Raw genomic sequence first — 19,147 nt, 5'->3', positions numbered from 1 at the left:
AAAGGGCACCCTGCACCCCGCCTAAACTTTGTCACTCGCCGTTGGGCAGGGTGGAAAGGCCAGGGGCCTTTCCACCGCCCGGCAAGTGTTTTCCGTGGGCCGAAAGTCAAGGGGTACGGGTTGTATTGACTTGCGGCAATCTCCACCCGCAGGTATGCCCCCCTTGACTTTCGCCCCCGCTCCCCGTGACAGCCGTGACGACCGTGACGATGTTTTACACACCGCCTCCGCACTCCGAAAAGCTGTCACAGCTGTCACGGTCGTCACGCCTGGGGTTCCTCCAACGTGAGCTTGATACTCCGCCCGGCATGGGTTCGGGCGCTTTCATAGTGGATGTGGTACTCATAGGACAGCCGCCACGCCCGGACATTCAGCCGCATAGCCAGGGCATTGGGTTTCATATCCAGCCCCAGGGCGGCGACAAGTTCCGTGGCCGTCCCTCTCCACTCTGGCCGTTCCGCCGTTACCAGGGCGGCAACAGCCTCCAACACCGGGTCAGGCGGCTCCTGCCGCAGCTCCGTTTCCCGCCGCTCCAGCTCCCACACAAGCCGTTCCTCGTCCCGCTTGAGGTAGAGGCGCTGGTCTTGCTGATCCCGCCCAGAAATGTCCAGGGTGGCGGCGTTGTCTGCCCGCCGCTCCTTTTGGAGCAGAAAGGCCCCGTCTGCCGCACCCAATAAGCCGTTGGTGCCGGAGATCATATCAAACTTATCATCGGCCTGCTGCTTGCGGGTGTGATGTACAACCAGGAGGCAAACCCCGCTTATATCGGCAAACCGTTTCAGTTTGGTGATTACCTCATAGTCGTTGGCATAGCTGTACTTCTCTGCCCCGGCCTCCCGGATTTTTTGCAGGGTGTCGATGATAATAAGCCGGGTGTCCGTGTGTTCCCGGACAAAGCCCTTTAGCTGCTCCTCCAGGCCACCGCCGAGCTGCTTAGCTCCGATGGCAAAGAACAGGTTTCCGGTACTCTCTACTCCAAACATCCGGTACAACCGCTCCTGTAAGCGACGGTGGTTGTCCTCCAGGGCCAGATAGAGGACTGTCCCCTGGCGCACCTCATACCCCCACAGGGAAAGGCCCATACTCACATGATAGGCAAGCTGGGCCATGAGAAAGGACTTGCCCACCTTGGGAGCGCCCACAAAGAGATATGTCCCCGCATAGAGCAGACCGTCTACCACAGGAGGTCTGCCGGGGTACACCTGTTCGTAGAGGTCATTCATAGACACGGTAGGCAGATAGGCCGGGTCATTGACCCGGCTTATCTGCCGCAGGATTTCCTCCAAATCTCTTTCCGGGGGCTTGTGTTCTGTCACGCCCTCTGCTATACTTTGGTTAGGTTTTTGTGAGAGCGACTGTCCCCCGTCTGCGCCAACAGGCGGATATGGGGCAGTCGTTTTCTCTTGCAATCTATCCATCTATCAATCCTCCCTCATGCCGTCCATGATGGCGGCGATCAGCCGGATGGTGTCCAGCAACTCCCCATCCACGCCATTCCCGGCCTCGATACGCTCCAGTTCTTCCAGAACGGCGGCCAGCTCGTTCCGCAGGGCCTTATACACCCTGGGGTTGCCCTGTACCACCACATCCCGGCACAGCAGCCGTCGGGTGATGTAGTCCTGTTTGGTAAGGCCGGAGAGCCGCACAGCGGTTTCAATTTCCCTGTCCTCATCCGGGGACACCCGGAAAGCCACAGTTTTGTTTCTCCAGCGGTTGTGTCGGTCAAGATTTTTCACTGACATGATTTAGGCCCCCTTTCGCTCCATGTCCAGTTTGTCCGCCATCTCCGCCTGCCGGGTGGGGAACAGGTGGGCGTAGCGGTAGGTAATATCAATGCTTTCATGTCCCACCCGGTCAGCGATTGCCAGGGCCGTAAAGCCCATGTCAATGAGCAGCGAAATGTGGGAGTGCCTCAGGTCGTGTATTCTGATCCGCTTTACCCCGGCCTCTTTCGCACCCCTGTCCATCTCCCGGTGGAGGTAGGATTTTGTCACCGTGAAAATGCGGTCGGTGGGCTTCACCCCATACAGGCTCTTGATATAGTCTCGCATTTCTTCACAGAGGAAAGCGGGCATTTGAATGACCCGGTTGCTCTTAGGGGTCTTGGGGTCGGTAATCACATCCTTGCCCTTAATCCGCTGGTAGGACTTGGAGATGGTGACGGTCTGTTTCTCAAAGTCGAAGTCGCCAGGAGTGAGGGCCAGCAGCTCCCCCTCCCGGACGCCGCACCAGTAGAGCATTTCAAAGGCGTAATAGGAAAGGGGCTTGTCCATCATGGCCTCGGCGAATTTCAGATACTCCGCCTTTGTCCAGAACAGCATTTCCCGTCCCTTTGGCTTTCCCATATTGCCCGCCTGGGCAGCGGGATTGACCTTTAGATTGTAGTGCCGTACCGCATGGTTGAACACGGCGCTCAACTGATTGTGCAGCGTTTTTAAGTACACCGGAGAGTAGGGCTTGCCGTTCTTGTCCCGGTAACCCAGCATTTCATTCTGCCAGGCGATGACCTCCTTGGAGTGAATGTCGCACATCTTCCGCTTGCCGAAGTACGGCACCAACTTCTTGTAGAGGATATGCTCTTTCGTCCCCCAGGTGTTTTCCTTGATACGGCCTTTCATGTCCGCCACATAGACAGCCACGAAGTTTTCAAAGGTCATTTCCAGGTCGGCGGTCTGTTGTTGCAGGAATGTCCGCTCCCACTCCAGAGCCTCCCGCTTGGTGGGAAAGCCCCGTTTCATTTTCTTTACTTTCTTGCCCGTCCAGTCCTCGTAGTAAAAGGACGCATACCATGTGCCCTTTGCCTTGTCTTTGTATGCCGGCATTGTGGTTCCCTCCTTATTGTCTGTCCCGCAGCCCATAGAATTTTTCCTCGAAGTAGCGCCTGCTTACCCGTCCGGGAATGGTGAGAAAGCCTTTTTTCTTCAGCTCCTCGTTCATCTCCCGCACCAGCTTGTAGGCGTAGGGCTTGGAAATGCCCAGCTCCCTGGCGACCTCCTCTGCTCTCACAAACAGCTCCTTTTCCATGGTCAGCACCTCCTTATTTTAGTTTCGCAAATATGTTAATGTCACCATCTTCATTATACATTAACATAAGTGTTAATGTCAAGAATTTATTTCGCATTTTTGTTAAAGATTATCTTGCATCTTTCGCTTTTTTGCGCTATACTATTGGCAAAGGCGGTGGGATATTATGACAGTCGGAGACAAGATAAAGAAAATCCGCACCTTTCGAGGCATGACACAAAAGGAATTGGGGCTTGCTATCGGCTTTGAGGAAAAGGGAGCGGACAACCGGATCGCCCAGTATGAGACGAATTACCGTGTTCCGAAACGGGAACTGCTGGACAAGATGGCCGAGGCGCTGCGGGTAGACCGCCAGAACTTCTACACCATCGCCCCCGGCTCTGCCGAGGACTTCATGCGGACATTCTTCTGGCTGGACGAGGACAGCCCTGGCGCTATCCGCCTGTTCCAACTTGTCCGCAATCCGGGCAGAGCAGGGGCCGCTGATGATACCGCTGTACGGTACAATGATAGCGATGACTGGCCCGCACACCCTCCCGTGGGTATGTACTTCCAGTATGGCCTTGTGGACGAGTTCATGCGGGAATGGCTTTTTCGTCAGCAGGAGTTACACGCCGGGGAGATCACCAGGGAAGAGTATTTTGAATGGAAACTCAACTGGCCCCATACCTGCGACGATGGCCTGGAAAGCGAATATTATATCCCTTGGCGGAAAAATAAATAAGACAAGCAAAAAAACCGCCCTGCTGAATTTGTCGTTCAGCAGGGCGGTTTTGCTTGTCCTTTTGGGATTTTTCTCTTGAGAATACCGGGCGGACACAAATAGTATCAATCCAGTATCAAGAGCAGTATGGACGGGCAAAAAAGCCTGTATTCATGCGGGTTTTCGCCGTTTCGAGCGTCATTCCCACTCGATGGTCGCAGGCGGCTTACTGGTGACGTCGTAGACGATGCGGTTGATCCCCTTTACCTCGTTGACGATACGGGTGCTGATCCGATCCAGCACGTCGTAGGGGATGCGGGCCCAGTCGGCAGTCATGAAGTCGCTGGTAGTGACTGCCCGGAGGGCCAGAGTATAATCGTAGGTACGGCCATCTCCCATAACCCCCACACTGCGGGTGTTGGTGAGGACGGCAAAATATTGATTGATGGACTTATCCAGCCCCGCCGCGGCGATTTCCTCCCGATAAATGGCGTCGGCATCCCGGAGGGTGTCCAGCTTCTCCTTGGTCAGGTCACCGATGACCCGAATGGCAAGGCCCGGCCCCGGGAAGGGCTGACGCATGACCAAGTATTCCGGCAGGCCCAGCTCCCGGCCCAGCTGACGCACCTCGTCCTTGAAAAGAAGGCGCAGGGGTTCGATGATCTCCTTAAAATCCACGTAGTCGGGCAGCCCGCCCACATTGTGGTGGGACTTGATGACCGCGGCGTCTCCCGCGCCGGATTCGATGACGTCGGGATAAATGGTGCCCTGGGCAAGAAAATCCACCTTGCCGATCTTCCCGGCCTCTTCCTCAAATACCCGGATAAACTCCTCACCGATGATCTTCCGCTTGTGCTCCGGCTCGGAAACCCCGGCCAGCTTCAGAAGGAACCGGGTCTCAGCGTCCACCCGGACAAAGTTCATGGCCCATTTCCCGAAGGCGGCCTCCACCTCGTCCCCCTCGTCCTTGCGCATAAGGCCGTGATCTACAAAGACGCAGGTGAGCTGCTCCCCAATGGCCTCCGCCAGAAGGGCGGCGCACACGGAGGAATCCACACCGCCGGAGAGCGCCAGAAGGACCTTACCCGTCCCCACCTTTTCCCGGATGGCGGCCACGGAGGTCTTGAGGTAATCCTCCATGGTCCAATCACCCTTGGCACGGCACACCTCATAGAGAAAATTCCGGATCATGCCGGCCCCGTTTTCCGTGTGGTTGACCTCCGGGTGGAACTGGACGCCGTAAAATCCCCGCGCCTCGTCACAGATGGCCACATTGGGACAGGCGTCGGAATGGGCCACCAGAGAAAAGCCCTCCGGCACCTTCTCCATGTAATCCCCATGGCTCATCCAGGAGATGCCGGTGTCAGGCAGGCCACGGAAAAGCTTGCAGCCCGTATCGAAGAATGTCTCCGTCTTTCCATATTCCCGGGCGGAATCGGCCTGGGCGGCGGTGACCCGCCCGCCCAGATTGTGGGCCAAAAGCTGGCAGCCATAGCAAATACCGAGAATAGGGACCCCCATGCGGAAGATCTCAGGATCCGCCTGAGGTGAGTTGGGATCATAGACGCTCCCCGGTCCCCCGGTAAAGATAACGCCGATGGGGGCCATGGCTTTGAGCTCAGCTACCGGAGTGGTATAGGGCTTTACCTCGCAGTACACCCCGCACTCCCGTACCCGCCGGGCAATCAACTGGTTATACTGCCCTCCAAAGTCCAAAACGATCACGATCTGATGATCCATTTATGTTCCTCCTTACATTTGCCAAAGGAAATCGTCCATTTCACCCGCATCAAAATAGAGGGCCCTCTCCCGCTTCTCTATGCCCCGGACCGGGAGAAAAATATCCAGCTTTACCGCCCGGTGTCCGCAGCTGGGACAGCGGTAGGCAATGATGCCGCAGGCATATTGCCCTGTTGGAATATCCGCCTTTTTTGACACTGGCGTCAGGTTTTTTCGGTAGTATTCCGGCTCCGGGTGCGCCACATAGTGCCCCACTGTCATGGGCATGGCATAGAGCTTCCTGCGTATGACCTCCATCTCCGCGGTGCACTGGCTGCACCAGTCGTCATGAAAGACCTCCCGCATTTTTCGAAACAGCCCCATCTTACTGCGCCCCGATCCCTGCGGCGGCGTTTAAAACCTCCACCATCACATCGGCTTTGGAAATACCGGTGAGTACGTTGTCACTCTCCAGCCGCCAGCGGCGGTTGGAGATGAACGTATTTACCCGGATCTTCACGCCATCCACGAGAAAGACAAAACTCACCCGGCTGGTACCGTTCAGAAATCCGGGGCCGCCCGAACCGTCGTCCACCCACGCCTTGGTAATATGGCTGGCAGGCACGACGAAAGTCTTTCCCGGGTTCCAGCGGAACATCATGGCCAACTCCTTGTGCACCAAATCTACCGCTACCGTGCAGCCGTCGCTGGTAAAAGTGTGATTGCGGACAAAGCCCTGTTCGTCCAGCGCCTTCACCCGCTTGGCCTGGCCCTTATCATAAAGCGCCTCGCCCAAAAAACTCCACCAGAAGACAGCTAATATCACAAGCGCCGTGAGCAGGATTGCTCCCACACTGGAACTTTCCACTAAGCGAAATACCAAAATCGCACACATCACAAGGATAACCACGGGAAGCAGGATATACGCCAAAAGATAGAGTAGGTTCACTTTTTTGAGCTTCTGCCCTTCCGACATGTTGTTTTCCTCTTTTCGTATTATTCCCATTCCTGCTCCCGCAGTTTCTTCGGCAGGAAAAAGTAAGGGAAAATCCCCAGCTTGGCCCCAAGCGCATGCAGCAGGGGGAAGCAAACGATGACCGTAACGACTTGTACGACATTTTCCGGAAAAGAGGTGTAACTCTCCAAGCTCTGCGTTCCACCATATCCCATCATATCAACATAGAAATCCGTACGGCTCAAAGGTTCGGAATATTGGATCTGATTCAAAAACGTCTCGTTCTGCGTCAGGTCTTCCCAGACTATCCGCCCTACGGGCAAGGTTTTATCTGAAATATAAAACTCCCCGTCATACTGGATGCTGTCGCCGTTGATGCTGGCCGCAACCAATTCCCCCGAGGGCAGCGTGAGCATGTCGAAAAAACGGCCCCCATAGTAGCCGCCTCCCCGGTTCCGGTATTCGATCCCGGGGGAGATAACGGTAAAAGTATCTTGATCCAGCAGGTCTTCCACGCTCTGCGCCCGAAACGTCCCCGCTTCCGCCGGACCTCCGACTTCTCCAGCCGGCACAGTGTGTGCGGCCACATAGCTGTCATAGGTGGCGGCTGCAATCATTTTCGCCACCTTCCCGGTCCCCATAGCAACCAGAAGGGCCAGGCCAAGGCAGATCAGCACGTCGATCCTCATTCTGCGATACCTCATTGTCCCGCCTCTCTCCTTTTCCTTTAAATCTCCGTAATATCAATGGGCCGCAGCTCGGCGCTCCTGCTCTGGGTCCGCACTGTCAGCATGGCCCGCGCGGTATCGATGGCGGTCACACAGGACACAGAGTGCTCCACCGCCATGCGGCGGATCTTGAAGCCATCGCTCTCGTGGCGCCGGCCGTGGGTAGGCGTGTTGATGATCAGGTCCACCGTGCCGGAGGCGATCATATCCGCAATGTTGGGATGGGCCTCAGACACCCGGGCCACCAGCTTGCAGTCAATGCCCGCGTCCAACAAGGCCTGGCGGGTCCCGGCGGTGGCATAGAGCTCCACTCCCATATCGGCAAAGCCCCGGGCAATCCCCACAATCTCACCCTTATCTTCGTCCTTCACCGTGATGATGGCCCGCCCGCCCTTTTTGGGCGCTTTCAAATTGGCCCCCTTAAAGGCCTTCCGCAGGGCTTGGGGAAAGTTTTCTGCCAGGCCCAGCACTTCGCCGGTGGACTTCATCTCCGGCCCCAGGCCGGTGTCCACATCGGTGAGCTTCTCAAAGGAGAATACCGGCATCTTTACAGCATAATACTTTGCCTCGGGGTAAACGCCGGTGCCGTAGCCAAGGTCTTTCAGCTTCTCCCCCAGCATCACCCGGGTAGCCAGGTCGATAATGGGCACGCCGGTGACTTTGGAGATGTAGGGGATGGTCCGTGAGGAGCGGGGGTTGACCTCGATGACATATACTTCATCATTATAGAGGATAAACTGGATATTCACAAGGCCAATGACACCCAGGGCCTTGGCCAGATCCCGGGTATAGCGCAGAATGGTCTCCTTGTGCTTTTCCTCAATATGTAGGGGCGGATAGACGGAGATGGAGTCGCCGGAGTGGATACCGGCCCGCTCCACGTGCTCCATGATTCCGGGGATCAGGATGTCCTCCCCGTCGAACACGCCGTCCACTTCCACTTCCCGGCCCATGAGATACTTATCCACCAGGATAGGGTGTTCCTGCACCGTTTGGTTGATGACCCTCATAAACTCGATGATATTGCGGTCGTTATAGGCGATCTCCATCCCCTGGCCGCCCAGCACGTAGGAGGGCCGCACCAGCACGGGGTACCCCACGGCGTTGGCCGCCTTGAGCGCCTCCTCCGCGGTAAACACGGTTTCCCCCTTGGCCCTGGGGATGCCGCACTCGTTCAGGATCTCGTCGAACCGCTCCCGGTCTTCTGCGGCGTCCACGCCGTCGGCGGAGGTGCCCAGGATGAACACGCCCATATCGGTGAGAGCCTGGGCCAGCTTGATGGCGGTCTGTCCGCCGAACTGCACCACGGCACCCCAGGGCTTTTCCTGATGCACCACGGCGGCCACGTCCTCTGGGGTCAGCGGCTCAAAGTAGAGCTTGTCGGCCACGTCGAAGTCCGTGGAAACCGTCTCAGGGTTATTGTTGATGATGATGGTCTCACAGCCCATTTTTTTCAGCGCCCAAACCGAGTGGACTGAGCAGTAGTCAAACTCGATGCCCTGCCCGATGCGGATGGGGCCGGAGCCCAGCACCAGCACCTTCCGCTTCCCCTCCTTGGGCTCCGGCGGCAGGTGGTACGCGTGCTGGCCCAGCAGACTGGGGGCCACGGGGGCGGTGCCCCAGTCATGGGGCTGGCCTGCCTCGTTTTCCTCATCGTAAGTAGAGTAGTAATAGGGGGTCTCTGCCTCGAATTCGGCAGCGCAGGTGTCCACCATCTTAAAGGCGGGACGGATTCCGGCGGCTTCCCGGGCGACCTTCACCGCGTCGGCGGTAGTCCCGGAGAGGTCGGCGATCCACTTGTCGGAGAAGCCCAGCTCCTTTGCCTTCCGAAGCATATCGGTGTCAGGCACCCCCTTCTCCAGGGTGTTTTCCATGTCCACGATATGCTGGAGCCGGTCTAGGAACCAGATGTCATACTTGGTGATGGCGTTGATCTTCTCCGGGGAGAACCCACGGCGGAGGGCCTCCGCCACCACAAAGAGACGCTGGTCGTCGATGTTGACCAGACGGTCCTCGATCTCTTCGGTATACAGTTCATCCAGGCCATCCATTTTAAGAGACTTCACCGGCAGCTCCAAAGAGCGGATGGCCTTCATCAGCGCCGCCTCGAAGGAGTTTCCGATGGCCATCACTTCGCCGGTGGCCTTCATCTGGGTGCCCAGAGTCCGGCTGGCGGTGGTGAACTTGTCAAAGGGCAGGCGGGGGATCTTCAGCACGCAGTAGTCCAGGGTGGGCTCAAAACAGGCGGTGGTCTTCCCCGTCACGGCATTGGGTATCTCATCCAGGGTATAGCCCAGAGCAATCTTGGCCGCCACCTTGGCGATGGGGTAGCCGGTAGCCTTGGAAGCCAACGCCGAGGACCGGGACACCCGGGGGTTGACCTCGATGACGGCGTACTCAAAGCTCTCCGGGTTCAGGGCCAGCTGTACGTTGCAGCCGCCCTCGATCTCCAGGGCGGAGATGATGCTCAGAGAGGCGGAGCGGAGCATCTGGAACTCCTTATTAGCCAAGGTCTGTGTGGGGGCCACCACGATGGAGTCCCCGGTATGGACGCCCACGGGGTCCACGTTCTCCATGGAGCAGATCTGGATCACGTTGCCCGCCGAGTCCCGCATGACCTCGAACTCAATCTCCTTCCACCCGGCGATTGAGCGCTCGATGAGTACCTGTCCCACCCGGCTCAGATGGATGCCCCGGTCAGCGATCTCCCGGAGGGAGGGCTCGTCGTAGGCGATACCGCCGCCGCTGCCGCCCAGGGTATAGGCGGGCCGGACGATGACGGGATAGCCGATCTTCTCGGCGAAGGCCACGGCGTCGTCCACCGCCTCCACCACGTCGGACACCACGCAGGGCTGGCCGATCTCCTCCATGGCGTCCTTGAAGCCCTGCCGGTCCTCCGCTTTGCGGATGGACTCGGGAGAGGTGCCCAGCAGCCGCACATGGTATTGCTCCAAAAGCCCCTGCTCGTGGAGGTTCATGGCCAGGTTCAGCCCGGTCTGTCCGCCCAGGGTGGGCAGAATGGCGTCCGGCTTTTCCTTCTCGATGATCTGGGTCACCGAGGCGATGTTCAGCGGTTCGATATACACGTGGTCGGCGATGTCCTTGTCGGTCATGATGGTAGCGGGGTTGGAGTTGACCAGCACCACCTCCACGCCCTCTTCCTTCAGGGCCCGGCAGGCCTGGGTGCCGGCGTAGTCAAATTCGGCGGCCTGGCCGATGACGATGGGGCCGGAGCCCAGCACCAGCACCTTGTGGATATTTGGATCCTTCGGCATTACTGCTCGCCCCCCTTCTCCATGGACGCAACAAAGCGGTCAAATAAGTACTCCGTATCCATGGGACCGGGAGAGGCCTCCGGATGGAACTGGACTGTAAAGCAATTCTTCCTTACATATGTAAGGCCCTCCACGCCGCCGTCGTTGACATTGATGTGGGAAACCTCTGCCACAGCGGGGTCCACAGTGTCGGCCACCACGGCGTAGCCGTGATTTTGGGAGGTGATAAAGACCCGGCCCTCCGCCAGATCCTTCACCGGATGGTTGCCCCCCCGGTGTCCAAACCGCATCTTCCGGGTGCTCGCTCCAGTGGCCAGGGCAAGAAGCTGATGGCCCAGACAGACCGCAAAGAGCGGCAAATCAGATTCGTAAAGCTTCTTCACTTCACCAATGATCTCCGAATTATCCGCCGGGTCGCCGGGGCCGTTGGAGAGCATCACCCCGTCGTACCCCCCTGCCAGCACCGTCTGGGCGGGTGTATGGGCAGGATAGACCGTCACCGCGCAGCCACGGTTCTGGAGGCAGCGGATCATGTTGGTCTTCACACCGTAGTCCATCAGGGCGACCTTGTACTTTTCTTCCCCAAAGGCAGGACAGAGTTCCATCTCCTTCCGGGTCACCCGCTCCACGGTCCCCGCGACCCGGTAGGCCTTGATCTTCGCCAAAACCGCCTCCATAGAAAAATCCTCCGCGCAGGTGATCATGCCATTCATGGTCCCCTGACTGCGGAGTAAACGCGTCAGCGCACGGGTATCAACGTTCTGGATGCCCGTGATATGATGTTGTCTGAGATAGCTGTCCAGATCGTCCTCCCGGCGAAAATTGCTGCCGCGCTCGGCCAGATGACGGACAATAAACGCCTCCGCCCAGGGCTGCTGGGACTCATTATCGAAACCATTGACGCCGTAATTGCCGATCAGGGGATAGGTCATCACGATGCCCTGTCCCGCGTAGGATGGATCGGTCAAAATTTCCTGGTAACCGGTCATCGAGGTGTTGAATACCATCTCACAGACCCGGTCGGCCGTATCGCCCATGCTCTCGCCCCGGAACACTGCGCCGTTCTCCAGAATGAGGGTCGCTCTCATATCTTGCCTCCCGCCTTTCTCCTCGCAGTCATTATCTGTCTGATTTTATCCCAAAATCAGGCGGTTGACAATATGAAATTTCCTCGATTTCCCTCAAACCAAAAAATCTGTTGTTTTGGACAAAGGGGCCTGCCGCGGCGTTTTTTATTCTTGGCAAACCGCCGGGAGCAAATCGACGGTCACCACCTCCGGAGGATTATAAAACCGGGGAATCCGGGTGCTCTCCCGGGCCAGCCCACGGCCCACGATCAGCACGCCGCCGCCATCCACCAGGTATTTTCCCCCGGCATACTCCGGGAAGAGGCCCTGATTGGGTGCGAACAGCCCGTTGATCAGCCCAGGGATCCGCCACTGTCCCCCATGGGCGTGTCCGGCCAGTGCCAGGTCAAAACCGCCGTACTCCGCGATCCGCTCCGGCCGGTGGGTCAGCAGAATGGAAAAGGAAGTGCCGGCCGTCTCCTGTTTTAGTGTCTGAAGCTGCTCCATCCAGGACCGCTCCCCCGCGTCCGGGTCGTCGATCCCACAGATCTGGACAGGCTGTCCCCCCGCCATCAGTTCCGCCCGTTCCCCCGACAGCACCGTAACACCACAGGCCGCCATGTTTGTTTTGATCTCATCCGCCAGCCCGCTCCAGACCTCATGGTTCCCTGCCACATAATAAACAGGCCACCGCTCCGCCAGAGCCTTCGCGGCGGCGTAGGCCCGTGCCGGGGGAAGGCGGCCGAAATCGTCGTCCACCCAATCCCCGCCCAGCAAAACGGCATCCGGCGCCTGAGCCTCTACCTTCTCCAGCAGTTCACCCTGCCCCTCTCCATAATCACAGGAGTGAAGGTCGGAAAGAAAAACGATCCGCACCGGCTCGGTCAGTTTTTCGCTTTCTACGGTATAGGATCGAACCGTCAACCGCTGATCCAGCCCCTTCCACACAAACACCCCCAGGAGGAGGGCCGCCAATGTCAGGATGTGGACCGCCTTTTTCTTTCGAGCCATGGTCTCCCTCCTTTTTTACCGATTTTACCACGGTAGCGTTCTTCTTGTTTTAAACTTTTTCTGACGTTTTTGTCCCGCATACTCCCATTAAAAAAGGTCATACTGAACAGAAGAACACGCCGGGGAGGTTACACTATGGTCATCGCCTTTGTCCGTACGATCATTCTTTATCTGCTCATCATTGTCGGGATCCGTTTGATGGGAAAGCGGCAGGTGGGCGAGCTGGAGCCCTCGGAGCTGGTACTGGCTCTGATCATCGCCGATCTGGCGGCGGTCCCCATGCAGGATTTCGGCATTCCCCTGCTCTCCGGCATCATTCCGATCCTCACGCTGCTCTCCGTCACTATGATCATATCCGTCCTCTCCATGAAAAGCATCAAATTCCGCGCCATCATCTGCGGCCGACCCTCAATTATCGTGGAAAATGGGAAGCTTCATCAGCGTGAAATGGCAAAAAACCGTTTTACCGTGGATGAACTGATGGAAGAGCTCCGCATGAAGGGCGTCACCGACATTTCCACCGTAAAATACGCTATTTTAGAGACGAACGGGCAGATCTCCGTCCTTCCCTTCGCCGACCAAAAGCCACCCATCGCCAAGGATCTGAACGTGGCGCCTGAAGAGGCCGGGCTCCCCGTTGTCATCATCAACGACGGCCGGATCCTGAACCACAATCTCAAGCTTCGCGGCTACGACAGCGGATGGCTGATGAAACAGCTCAAAGCCCACGGAGCCAAAAAACCGGAGGACGTGTATCTTTTAACGGCAGATGAGATGGGGCGGGTCTACTTTGCCCTGAAGGAGGATCAAAAATGAAGCGGGTCTGGATTGCCGTCGCCCTATTACTGGCCGTTTTGGCCGGAACTCTGAGCCACAGCTTCTATCTCAATTCCTTCACCCAGGAGCTCACCGGCCTTTTGGAGGCGGCCGAGGCCAAGGCGGAGCAAAACGAATGGGCCAGCGCCGAAGAGCTGACCCAGCTGGCTCACCACAAGTGGGATGAGAAAACCGCATATCTCCACATCCTCCTCCGCCACAGTGAGACTGATGAGGTCTATACCAGCTTTCGTGAGGTGGCGGAATTCATCCAATGCCAGGAAGGTGGAGAATACTCCGCCGCCAACGCCCGGCTGATTGCCGAGCTGGAGCTGCTGGCGGAAGCGGAACAGCTCAACTTAAAAAATATCCTTTAAAAAACACAGAGGCCTAATGGCCTCTGTGTTTTTCTTTCTTTTTTTCCTGACGAAGCTCAAACTTTCGTCTTTCCTCCGTCTCTTTTGCCTCCCGGCCCATGGCCTTGCGGGCTTCCTTCCCCTCTTCACGCTGGAGCTTCAAAGCCTGCTGGGCTTTGGTCCCCACTGGGGGGCCGGATAACTGACGCTTGACCTCACGCCGGACCCGTTTGGCGCTCTGCCGGCGCACCTCCGCCCGCTCCGCCGGAAGGGCTGGGCTGAATGTGAGCTCCCGCCAGTGCTCCAAAAGAGCAGCATAAACCTCATAATCCTTTGGCTCCGCGCCGAAGGTGATTTTGCAGACTTCATAGCCGTCCTCGCTGGACCGCTCATAGAGCCCAACCCAAAAGGGATCTTCAAAATAAACTGTGATCCTGCATCTACCCAATTCCATGGGACTTCCTCCTTTTTTGCTTAACGCCGCGGGGAATGGACAACCAAGGAGGCAGGTTACTGACGGCTTGCGCCGCGCCCGGACTACCAACCGGACCGTGTTTTTATCCCCGTACTCTATTTACTTTTCCTGCAGCAATTTATTGAGTTCCGCCATAAACGTACTGATATCCTTGAACTGCCGGTAGACGGAGGCGAAACGGACATAGGCCACCTCGTCCACATCCTTGAGCCGGTCCATCACCAGCTCGCCGATCTTGGCCGATGGGACCTCCCGGTCCATCTCGTTTTGCAGGACCTGTTCGATCTCATCGGCGATCTTCTCCAGGGTGCCGAAGGGCACCGGCCGCTTTTCGCAGGCCCGGATCATACCGTTGAGGAGCTTGGTCCGGTCAAAGGTCTGACGGCTGCCGTCTTTTTTGATGACCACCACAGGAAGAGACTCCATGACCTCGAACGTGGTGAAACGCTTATGGCACTCCAGGCACTCCCGGCGGCGGCGGATACTGGTCCCATCCTCGGCGGGACGGGAATCCACCACCTTACTGTCCAGATAACCGCAAAAAGGACACTTCATAGTAAGCACGCTCCCTATGTATCTGATATGTTACTTTAACACAAACCGGCCTTTTTTATAGCAGTCACACCAAATTTTGGTGCTTCCGCGCCGCCAAAAGGGTATTTTTCATCAGCATTGCCCGGGTCATAGGACCCACGCCGCCGGGCACGGGGGTCAGATAGGCAGCCCGCTCCGCCACGGCCTCAAAATCCACGTCGCCGCAAAGCTTCCCCGCCTCGTTCCGGTTCATCGCCACGTCGACCACCGCCGCGCCGGGCTTCACCATATCCGCGGTAATCAGGCCACGGCGGCCTACCGCACTGACAAGGATATCCGCCTGACGGCAAACCGCCCCCAGGTCAGGCGTTTTGGAGTGGCAGACCGTCACGGTGGCATCCCGGCGCAGAAGGAGCAGACCCATGGGCTTCCCAACAATATTGGACCGGCCCACAACCACGGCATGCCTGCCCGCCGGATCGATGTGATATTCGTCCAGCAGCTCCATCACGCCGGCCGGCGTGCAGGGCTGAAAGCCCGGGCGGCCAATAAGAAGATTGCCCGCGCTTACGGGATGAAACCCATCTACATCCTTGTCCGGCGCGATTTTTTCCAATACCGCCTCTTCGTCCAAATGCTTGGGCAGGGGCAGCTGAACCAAGATGCCGTCGATATCAGGCCGCTGGTTCAAGGTCTCTACCAGCTCCAAAAGGGTTTCCTGGGTGGTATTCTCCAGCAGAGCGTATTCCTCACTGTAAATGCCGCAAGCTTCACAGTCCTTGCGCTTACTGGTAACATACACTCTGGATGCCGGGTCATTCCCCACCAGGACCACCGCCAGGCCGGGCTTCCGGGGCAGCTTGGCCGCCTCGGCTTTTACCTCTTCTTTTACTTTCGCCGCCAAGGCTTTTCCGTCAAGCAGGGTCATCCGTATTCTCCTCCTTCTCCTCCGGTTCTTCCTGGGTCAGATCTTCCGGCTCACCCATAATAGCTGAACCTTCCTCGGCGCCAGTTGCCGCCGCTTTTCGGGCCTTGACCTGGTTCACCCACAGCTCCTTGGGGTCATGCTTCCGCCTCAGCTGGACGATCATAACGGCCAGGGCCAGGACAAAAGAAATCAAGGCCAAAATCTGGGAGACCCGCAGGCCGGTGGAGAAGAAATACAGGCTGTCCGTCCGCAGCCCCTCGATCCAGGCCCGTCCCAGGCCGTACCAGGCGATGTAGCCCAGGAAGATCTGACCGTCAAACTTCCGGTGCTTGGCCACTACCAGGGCCAGCAGGAGGAACCCGACCAGGTTCCAGAGGGACTCGTAAAGGAAGGTGGGGTGTACCTCCATGTACTGGTAAACGCCGTTTACCGTATCATAGATCCCCATCCTCCAGGGAAGATCCGTGGGCGCGCCGTAGGCTTCTACATTGACGAAATTTCCCCAGCGCCCCACCAACTGGCCGATCAGCATACCGAAGGAGCCCACGTCGGCAAAGGCCAGGAATGGGATCTTCTTGATCTTGCAGAATACCAGCAAAGTCAAAATCGCTACGATGATGCCGCCGTATATGGCCAGCCCGCCGTCCCAGATCCGGAGCATCCGCAGGAAGTCCAGGGAACCGTCCGGGTTTCGGTACAGGTCCAGATAGAAAATCACGTAGTAGAGACGGGCGCCGATGATACAAAGGGGTACGGCGAAAATGAGCAGATCGATGATATCGTCCTGTTCGATTCCGTAGTCGGCCGCCTTCCGGCAGCAATAGTACACTGCCAGAAGGAAGCCGGCCGCGATGATGATTCCATACCAATGGATGGGCCAGTTGAAAATCCGAAAGGCGATCTCCTTTACGTTTACCGCAAATCCAAGACCGGGAAAAGATACCGTGCTCATTTGGCCCCTCCCTTCGGACGAATCACCGCCAAAGTGGTCCTCTCCTCCGAGGCCACACGGCGGATGCAGGCCTCCACGTCCGCCTTCTCCACGGTATCGAACACCTCTGGGAAGGACAAATACTCAAACCCCGCAAAGTGGGCCATGGCCTGATTGACGCAGATATTCTCAAAGGAGTTGAGCCCACGGACTAAGCTGCCATAGGCCGCTTTTTTCAGCCGTTGGAACAATGCTTCGTCGATCCCCTCCCGGCCTAGCCGCGCCGCCTCCGCCATAACCGCGGCCCGCACAGCTTCCGGGTCCTTGCTCTCCCCGCCGGCGCAGAGGAAGGCAGCACCGGGATAAGCCTCACAGCCGTAGGAAAAGCCCTCGTTCACAAGCCCCTCATTGTAGAGCCTCGCGTAGAGCGGGCTGGAAGTGCCCAGCAGGGCCTCGCAGGCCAGGTTGCCGGTCAGCTCCCACCGAAGCCACGCCTCGCCTTTGGCCGGCGGAATGTCTTTAAAGCCCAGCTGGAAAATGGGAGTGGAGACGGCCATCTCCTTTTCCCAGCGGCCCTGTGCCGCCTGAATCTTCTCTTCAGGCCCATAGTCCCGGGCCACCGGCTCATGTCCCCGGGTAGGCAGGACCTCTTCCGCGATTTGTACCACCCGCTCCGGATCCACATCACCAGCCACGCAGAGAACCATATTACCCGGGTCATAAAACGCCTTGTGACAGAGGTTCAAAGTGTCCGCCGTGATGTGGGAGATGGACTCCACCGTCCCGGCGATGTTCACCTTAATGGGGCTGTTTGCGTACAAGCCCTCCAGCATCCCGTAGAACACCTGGGTGTCCGGCTCGTCGTCTCCCATCCGGATCTCCTGCCCGATGATCCCCTGCTCCTTGTCCACGCTTTCCTGGGTATAGTAGGGGATGGAGACAAAAGAGAGGAGGATCTTCAGGTTCTCCTCAAACTGTTCCGTGCTCTCAAAATAATACCCCGTCAGGGCCGTAGAGGTGAAGGCGTTGGGAGAGGCGCCGTTGGCCGCCAAGTCCTGGAGGGCGTTCCCGTCCTGCGTGTCAAAGGTCTTGTGCTCCAGAAAGTGGGCCACACCGGCGGGGGTATCCACCCACCTGCCGTCCATTTGGAAGCGCATATCCATACCGCCGTAATTGGTGGCGAAGAAAGCATAACTCTTTTGAAAGCCCGGTTTCCGATCCACATAGACGGCAAGCCCGTTGGCCAGCACCGTATAAAAAAGGGTCTCCCCTACTCTGGCATACTTTTTTTCCTCCATGCTCACCCCTCCGTTCCCTTGAGAAAATAGACCGTATCCAGGCTCAGGGCCTTGGCTGCGGCCACCGCCTGCTGGGTCGTGACCTGCTCTAGCCGTTGGGCCAGCTCCTCCGGCCCTTCCGCGAGGCCGTAGATGGCCTGCCCAAGCCAATAGTCCTCCTGCCTGCCCTGGCTGTCCAGGACCGTACGCAGGGAACTGACGGTGTAGCGCCGGGCGCCCTCCACCTCCCAAGGCTCAAAATCCCCGTTCCGGCAGGCCTCCAGCTGGGCCAGGATCTCATCTTCCGCTTTCTTCACATTGGCAAATTCCACGCCAGAGGAGACCACCATGACCCCCTTGTACTTGTGGACCATGGAGCTGGCGTAATAGCACAGAGACAGCTTTTCCCGCACATTGAGGAACAGCTTGGACGTGGTGGTGCCGCCGAACAGGGCGTTACACAGCATCAGCGCCGGATATTCCGGCGAGGCGGCGGTGATCCCGCCGGTGCGGAACCCCATGGTCAGCTTGCCCTGGGCCACGTCCATGGTCTCTTCCACCCTTCTGGGTGTCTGGGCGGCGGACACGATGGAGCAGGAGGGCTCCTGATATCCACCCTCACGGGGCAGTCCGGCCAGAGCCTTCTGAAAAATGAAGCAGACCCGGTCCGGCTCCGCGGAGCCGCAGTAATAGAGCTCGATCCGGGCGCGCCCCAGCAGCTCCTGATAGCGCTCCCATAGCCCCTGCGGGGTGAGTGACTCCACATCGCTCTCCCGGCCCAGCCGGTTCACGCCGTAAGGCTCACCGGCGCACATCTCCTCCACCACCCGGTTGGAGGCATAGCTGCGCTTATCGTTGATCTCCCCCCGGATCCGGTCAATCAGGTTGGCCTTTTCCTGGCGGGTATACTCCGTACTGAAGGCCCCCCCATCGGTGCAGGGACGCAGCAGCAGCTCACCCATCAACTCCGCCGCCTCGTCCAGAATGCCGCCGCCGTCCAGCGTATAGGCGTCGTCCAAAAAGCTGCCCACGAAACCCAGGCATTGGACCTCCCCCTTCTTGCGGACCATAGGCTCAATGGAGCCTCCGTACAGCTGATCCAGAGCGGCGGAGATGGACTGCATGTCCGGATGTGCCTCACTCCCCCGCCGCAGGAGGTAGGGGATCAAAGCATTGGCCGCAGCATTTTCCGCCGAGAGCGGAGCCAATAAAGTCATTGATAAAACGGAAGATTTAAACTTCTTTGTGTGGACCGCCGTCAAAAAGACGCCGGGTAAAAGTTGATTCCTGGTGACAGTACGCATGGAGCCACCTTCCTTTCTGTGTGAGTCAGAGGCTATTATACAAC

Annotated in this window: 20 protein-coding genes; 3 read left to right on the top strand and 17 right to left on the bottom strand. The window is 58.0% G+C overall.

Annotated features, from left to right (window positions below):
• Positions 1–263 precede the first annotated feature (263 nt).
• Genes AAEU42_RS08040 through AAEU42_RS08025 form a run of 4 tightly spaced genes read right to left on the bottom strand, consistent with a single transcriptional unit; the run spans position 264 to position 3,024 of the window.
• Positions 264–1,418: a helicase RepA family protein gene (locus tag AAEU42_RS08040; RefSeq protein ID WP_031474225.1), complete on the bottom strand. Its 1,155-nt coding sequence runs from the start codon at positions 1,416–1,418 to the stop codon at positions 264–266.
• A gap of 3 nt (positions 1,419–1,421) precedes the next feature.
• Positions 1,422–1,742 carry a plasmid mobilization protein gene (locus tag AAEU42_RS08035; RefSeq protein ID WP_004010381.1) on the bottom strand — a complete coding sequence of 107 codons (321 nt, stop codon included), beginning with the start codon at positions 1,740–1,742 and terminating at the stop codon, positions 1,422–1,424.
• Between the two features lie 3 nt (positions 1,743–1,745).
• A complete protein-coding gene (locus AAEU42_RS08030) occupies positions 1,746–2,822 on the bottom strand; it encodes a site-specific integrase (protein ID WP_004010380.1) in 1,077 nt (358 codons plus the stop codon).
• 13 nt (positions 2,823–2,835) lie between these two features.
• Entirely contained in the window at positions 2,836–3,024 is a 189-nt protein-coding gene (locus tag AAEU42_RS08025; protein WP_004010379.1) for a helix-turn-helix domain-containing protein, read from the bottom strand.
• A 166-nt stretch (positions 3,025–3,190) separates the two neighbouring features.
• Here AAEU42_RS08025 and AAEU42_RS08020 point away from each other — a divergent pair, with 166 nt between their 5' ends.
• A complete protein-coding gene (locus AAEU42_RS08020) occupies positions 3,191–3,748 on the top strand; it encodes a helix-turn-helix domain-containing protein (protein ID WP_004010378.1) in 558 nt (185 codons plus the stop codon).
• Positions 3,749–3,925: 177 nt separating this feature from the next.
• On the opposite strand, the gene guaA is transcribed toward AAEU42_RS08020, so the two are convergent.
• From guaA to AAEU42_RS07985, 7 genes are all read right to left on the bottom strand, one after another.
• Positions 3,926–5,467 (bottom strand): glutamine-hydrolyzing GMP synthase, encoded by a 1,542-nt coding sequence (gene guaA, locus AAEU42_RS08015; RefSeq protein ID WP_342233021.1) that lies wholly within the window; start codon positions 5,465–5,467, stop codon positions 3,926–3,928.
• A gap of 12 nt (positions 5,468–5,479) precedes the next feature.
• Complete coding sequence (locus tag AAEU42_RS08010) at positions 5,480–5,830, bottom strand: hypothetical protein (protein ID WP_342233020.1); 351 nt, start codon at positions 5,828–5,830, stop codon at positions 5,480–5,482.
• Between the two features lies 1 nt (position 5,831).
• Complete coding sequence (locus tag AAEU42_RS08005) at positions 5,832–6,422, bottom strand: hypothetical protein (protein WP_342233019.1); 591 nt, start codon at positions 6,420–6,422, stop codon at positions 5,832–5,834.
• A gap of 20 nt (positions 6,423–6,442) precedes the next feature.
• On the bottom strand, positions 6,443–7,090 hold the full coding sequence (locus AAEU42_RS08000) for a hypothetical protein (RefSeq protein WP_342233018.1): 648 nt from the start codon (positions 7,088–7,090) through the stop codon (positions 6,443–6,445).
• Between the two features lie 38 nt (positions 7,091–7,128).
• Positions 7,129–10,404: a carbamoyl-phosphate synthase large subunit gene (gene carB / locus AAEU42_RS07995; protein WP_342233017.1), complete on the bottom strand. Its 3,276-nt coding sequence runs from the start codon at positions 10,402–10,404 to the stop codon at positions 7,129–7,131.
• Positions 10,404–11,492 (bottom strand): carbamoyl phosphate synthase small subunit, encoded by a 1,089-nt coding sequence (locus AAEU42_RS07990; RefSeq protein ID WP_342233016.1) that lies wholly within the window; start codon positions 11,490–11,492, stop codon positions 10,404–10,406. Before AAEU42_RS07990 ends, carB begins: the two co-directional genes overlap by 1 nt.
• A 144-nt stretch (positions 11,493–11,636) precedes the next feature.
• Complete coding sequence (locus AAEU42_RS07985; protein WP_342233015.1) at positions 11,637–12,482, bottom strand: metallophosphoesterase; 846 nt, start codon at positions 12,480–12,482, stop codon at positions 11,637–11,639.
• A gap of 135 nt (positions 12,483–12,617) precedes the next feature.
• Here AAEU42_RS07985 and AAEU42_RS07980 point away from each other — a divergent pair, with 135 nt between their 5' ends.
• Both AAEU42_RS07980 and AAEU42_RS07975 read left to right on the top strand, forming a co-directional pair.
• Positions 12,618–13,298, top strand: coding sequence for a DUF421 domain-containing protein (locus tag AAEU42_RS07980; RefSeq protein WP_342233014.1), 681 nt, complete (start codon positions 12,618–12,620; stop codon positions 13,296–13,298).
• A complete protein-coding gene (locus tag AAEU42_RS07975) occupies positions 13,295–13,675 on the top strand; it encodes a DUF4363 family protein (protein ID WP_342233013.1) in 381 nt (126 codons plus the stop codon). Before AAEU42_RS07980 ends, AAEU42_RS07975 begins: the two co-directional genes overlap by 4 nt.
• A 13-nt stretch (positions 13,676–13,688) precedes the next feature.
• Here the strand turns inward: AAEU42_RS07975 and AAEU42_RS07970 are convergent, their stop codons facing one another.
• The 6 genes from AAEU42_RS07970 to yfmF all read right to left on the bottom strand — a co-directional run bounded on the left by AAEU42_RS07970 (position 13,689) and on the right by yfmF (position 19,103).
• Complete coding sequence (locus tag AAEU42_RS07970; protein WP_425288204.1) at positions 13,689–14,198, bottom strand: YjdF family protein; 510 nt, start codon at positions 14,196–14,198, stop codon at positions 13,689–13,691.
• A 30-nt stretch (positions 14,199–14,228) separates the two neighbouring features.
• On the bottom strand, positions 14,229–14,684 hold the full coding sequence (gene nrdR, locus AAEU42_RS07965) for a transcriptional regulator NrdR (protein ID WP_342233012.1): 456 nt from the start codon (positions 14,682–14,684) through the stop codon (positions 14,229–14,231).
• Positions 14,685–14,748: 64 nt separating this feature from the next.
• Complete coding sequence (gene folD, locus AAEU42_RS07960; protein ID WP_342233011.1) at positions 14,749–15,591, bottom strand: bifunctional methylenetetrahydrofolate dehydrogenase/methenyltetrahydrofolate cyclohydrolase FolD; 843 nt, start codon at positions 15,589–15,591, stop codon at positions 14,749–14,751.
• The gene (gene lgt / locus AAEU42_RS07955) at positions 15,578–16,543 is read right to left on the bottom strand and encodes a prolipoprotein diacylglyceryl transferase (RefSeq protein WP_342233010.1); all 966 of its coding nucleotides are present in this window, start codon (positions 16,541–16,543) and stop codon (positions 15,578–15,580) included. Before lgt ends, folD begins: the two co-directional genes overlap by 14 nt.
• Positions 16,540–17,820 (bottom strand): EF-P 5-aminopentanol modification-associated protein YfmH, encoded by a 1,281-nt coding sequence (gene yfmH, locus AAEU42_RS07950; RefSeq protein ID WP_342233009.1) that lies wholly within the window; start codon positions 17,818–17,820, stop codon positions 16,540–16,542. The genes lgt and yfmH overlap by 4 nt, the downstream gene beginning before the upstream one ends.
• A 2-nt stretch (positions 17,821–17,822) precedes the next feature.
• Positions 17,823–19,103, bottom strand: a complete 1,281-nt coding sequence (gene yfmF / locus AAEU42_RS07945) for an EF-P 5-aminopentanol modification-associated protein YfmF (protein ID WP_425288203.1) — start codon at positions 19,101–19,103, stop codon at positions 17,823–17,825.
• Positions 19,104–19,147 lie beyond the last annotated feature (44 nt).

It is taken from the genome of Pseudoflavonifractor phocaeensis (genome assembly GCF_038439875.1).
In the GTDB taxonomy this organism is placed as follows: Bacteria; Bacillota; Clostridia; order Oscillospirales; family Oscillospiraceae; genus Vermiculatibacterium.
The sequence above is the reverse complement of the archived record's forward strand: the minus strand, read 5'-3'. Positions and strand labels throughout refer to the sequence as shown.

Coding starts and splice junctions, on each gene's coding strand:
- AAEU42_RS08025 (WP_004010379.1), bottom strand. CDS start 3,024: ATGGAAAAGGAGCTGTTTGTGAGAGCAGAGGAGGTCGCCAGGGAGCTG.
- yfmH (WP_342233009.1), bottom strand. CDS start 17,820: ATGGAGGAAAAAAAGTATGCCAGAGTAGGGGAGACCCTTTTTTATACG.
- AAEU42_RS08020 (WP_004010378.1), top strand. CDS start 3,191: ATGACAGTCGGAGACAAGATAAAGAAAATCCGCACCTTTCGAGGCATG.
- AAEU42_RS07980 (WP_342233014.1), top strand. CDS start 12,618: ATGGTCATCGCCTTTGTCCGTACGATCATTCTTTATCTGCTCATCATT.
- guaA (WP_342233021.1), bottom strand. CDS start 5,467: ATGGATCATCAGATCGTGATCGTTTTGGACTTTGGAGGGCAGTATAAC.
- AAEU42_RS08030 (WP_004010380.1), bottom strand. CDS start 2,822: ATGCCGGCATACAAAGACAAGGCAAAGGGCACATGGTATGCGTCCTTT.
- folD (WP_342233011.1), bottom strand. CDS start 15,591: ATGACCCTGCTTGACGGAAAAGCCTTGGCGGCGAAAGTAAAAGAAGAG.
- AAEU42_RS07985 (WP_342233015.1), bottom strand. CDS start 12,482: ATGGCTCGAAAGAAAAAGGCGGTCCACATCCTGACATTGGCGGCCCTC.
- AAEU42_RS08000 (WP_342233018.1), bottom strand. CDS start 7,090: ATGAGGATCGACGTGCTGATCTGCCTTGGCCTGGCCCTTCTGGTTGCT.
- AAEU42_RS07975 (WP_342233013.1), top strand. CDS start 13,295: ATGAAGCGGGTCTGGATTGCCGTCGCCCTATTACTGGCCGTTTTGGCC.
- nrdR (WP_342233012.1), bottom strand. CDS start 14,684: ATGAAGTGTCCTTTTTGCGGTTATCTGGACAGTAAGGTGGTGGATTCC.
- AAEU42_RS08010 (WP_342233020.1), bottom strand. CDS start 5,830: ATGGGGCTGTTTCGAAAAATGCGGGAGGTCTTTCATGACGACTGGTGC.
- AAEU42_RS08005 (WP_342233019.1), bottom strand. CDS start 6,422: ATGTCGGAAGGGCAGAAGCTCAAAAAAGTGAACCTACTCTATCTTTTG.
- carB (WP_342233017.1), bottom strand. CDS start 10,404: ATGCCGAAGGATCCAAATATCCACAAGGTGCTGGTGCTGGGCTCCGGC.
- yfmF (WP_425288203.1), bottom strand. CDS start 19,103: ATGCGTACTGTCACCAGGAATCAACTTTTACCCGGCGTCTTTTTGACG.
- lgt (WP_342233010.1), bottom strand. CDS start 16,543: ATGAGCACGGTATCTTTTCCCGGTCTTGGATTTGCGGTAAACGTAAAG.
- AAEU42_RS08035 (WP_004010381.1), bottom strand. CDS start 1,742: ATGTCAGTGAAAAATCTTGACCGACACAACCGCTGGAGAAACAAAACT.
- AAEU42_RS08040 (WP_031474225.1), bottom strand. CDS start 1,418: ATGGATAGATTGCAAGAGAAAACGACTGCCCCATATCCGCCTGTTGGC.
- AAEU42_RS07990 (WP_342233016.1), bottom strand. CDS start 11,492: ATGAGAGCGACCCTCATTCTGGAGAACGGCGCAGTGTTCCGGGGCGAG.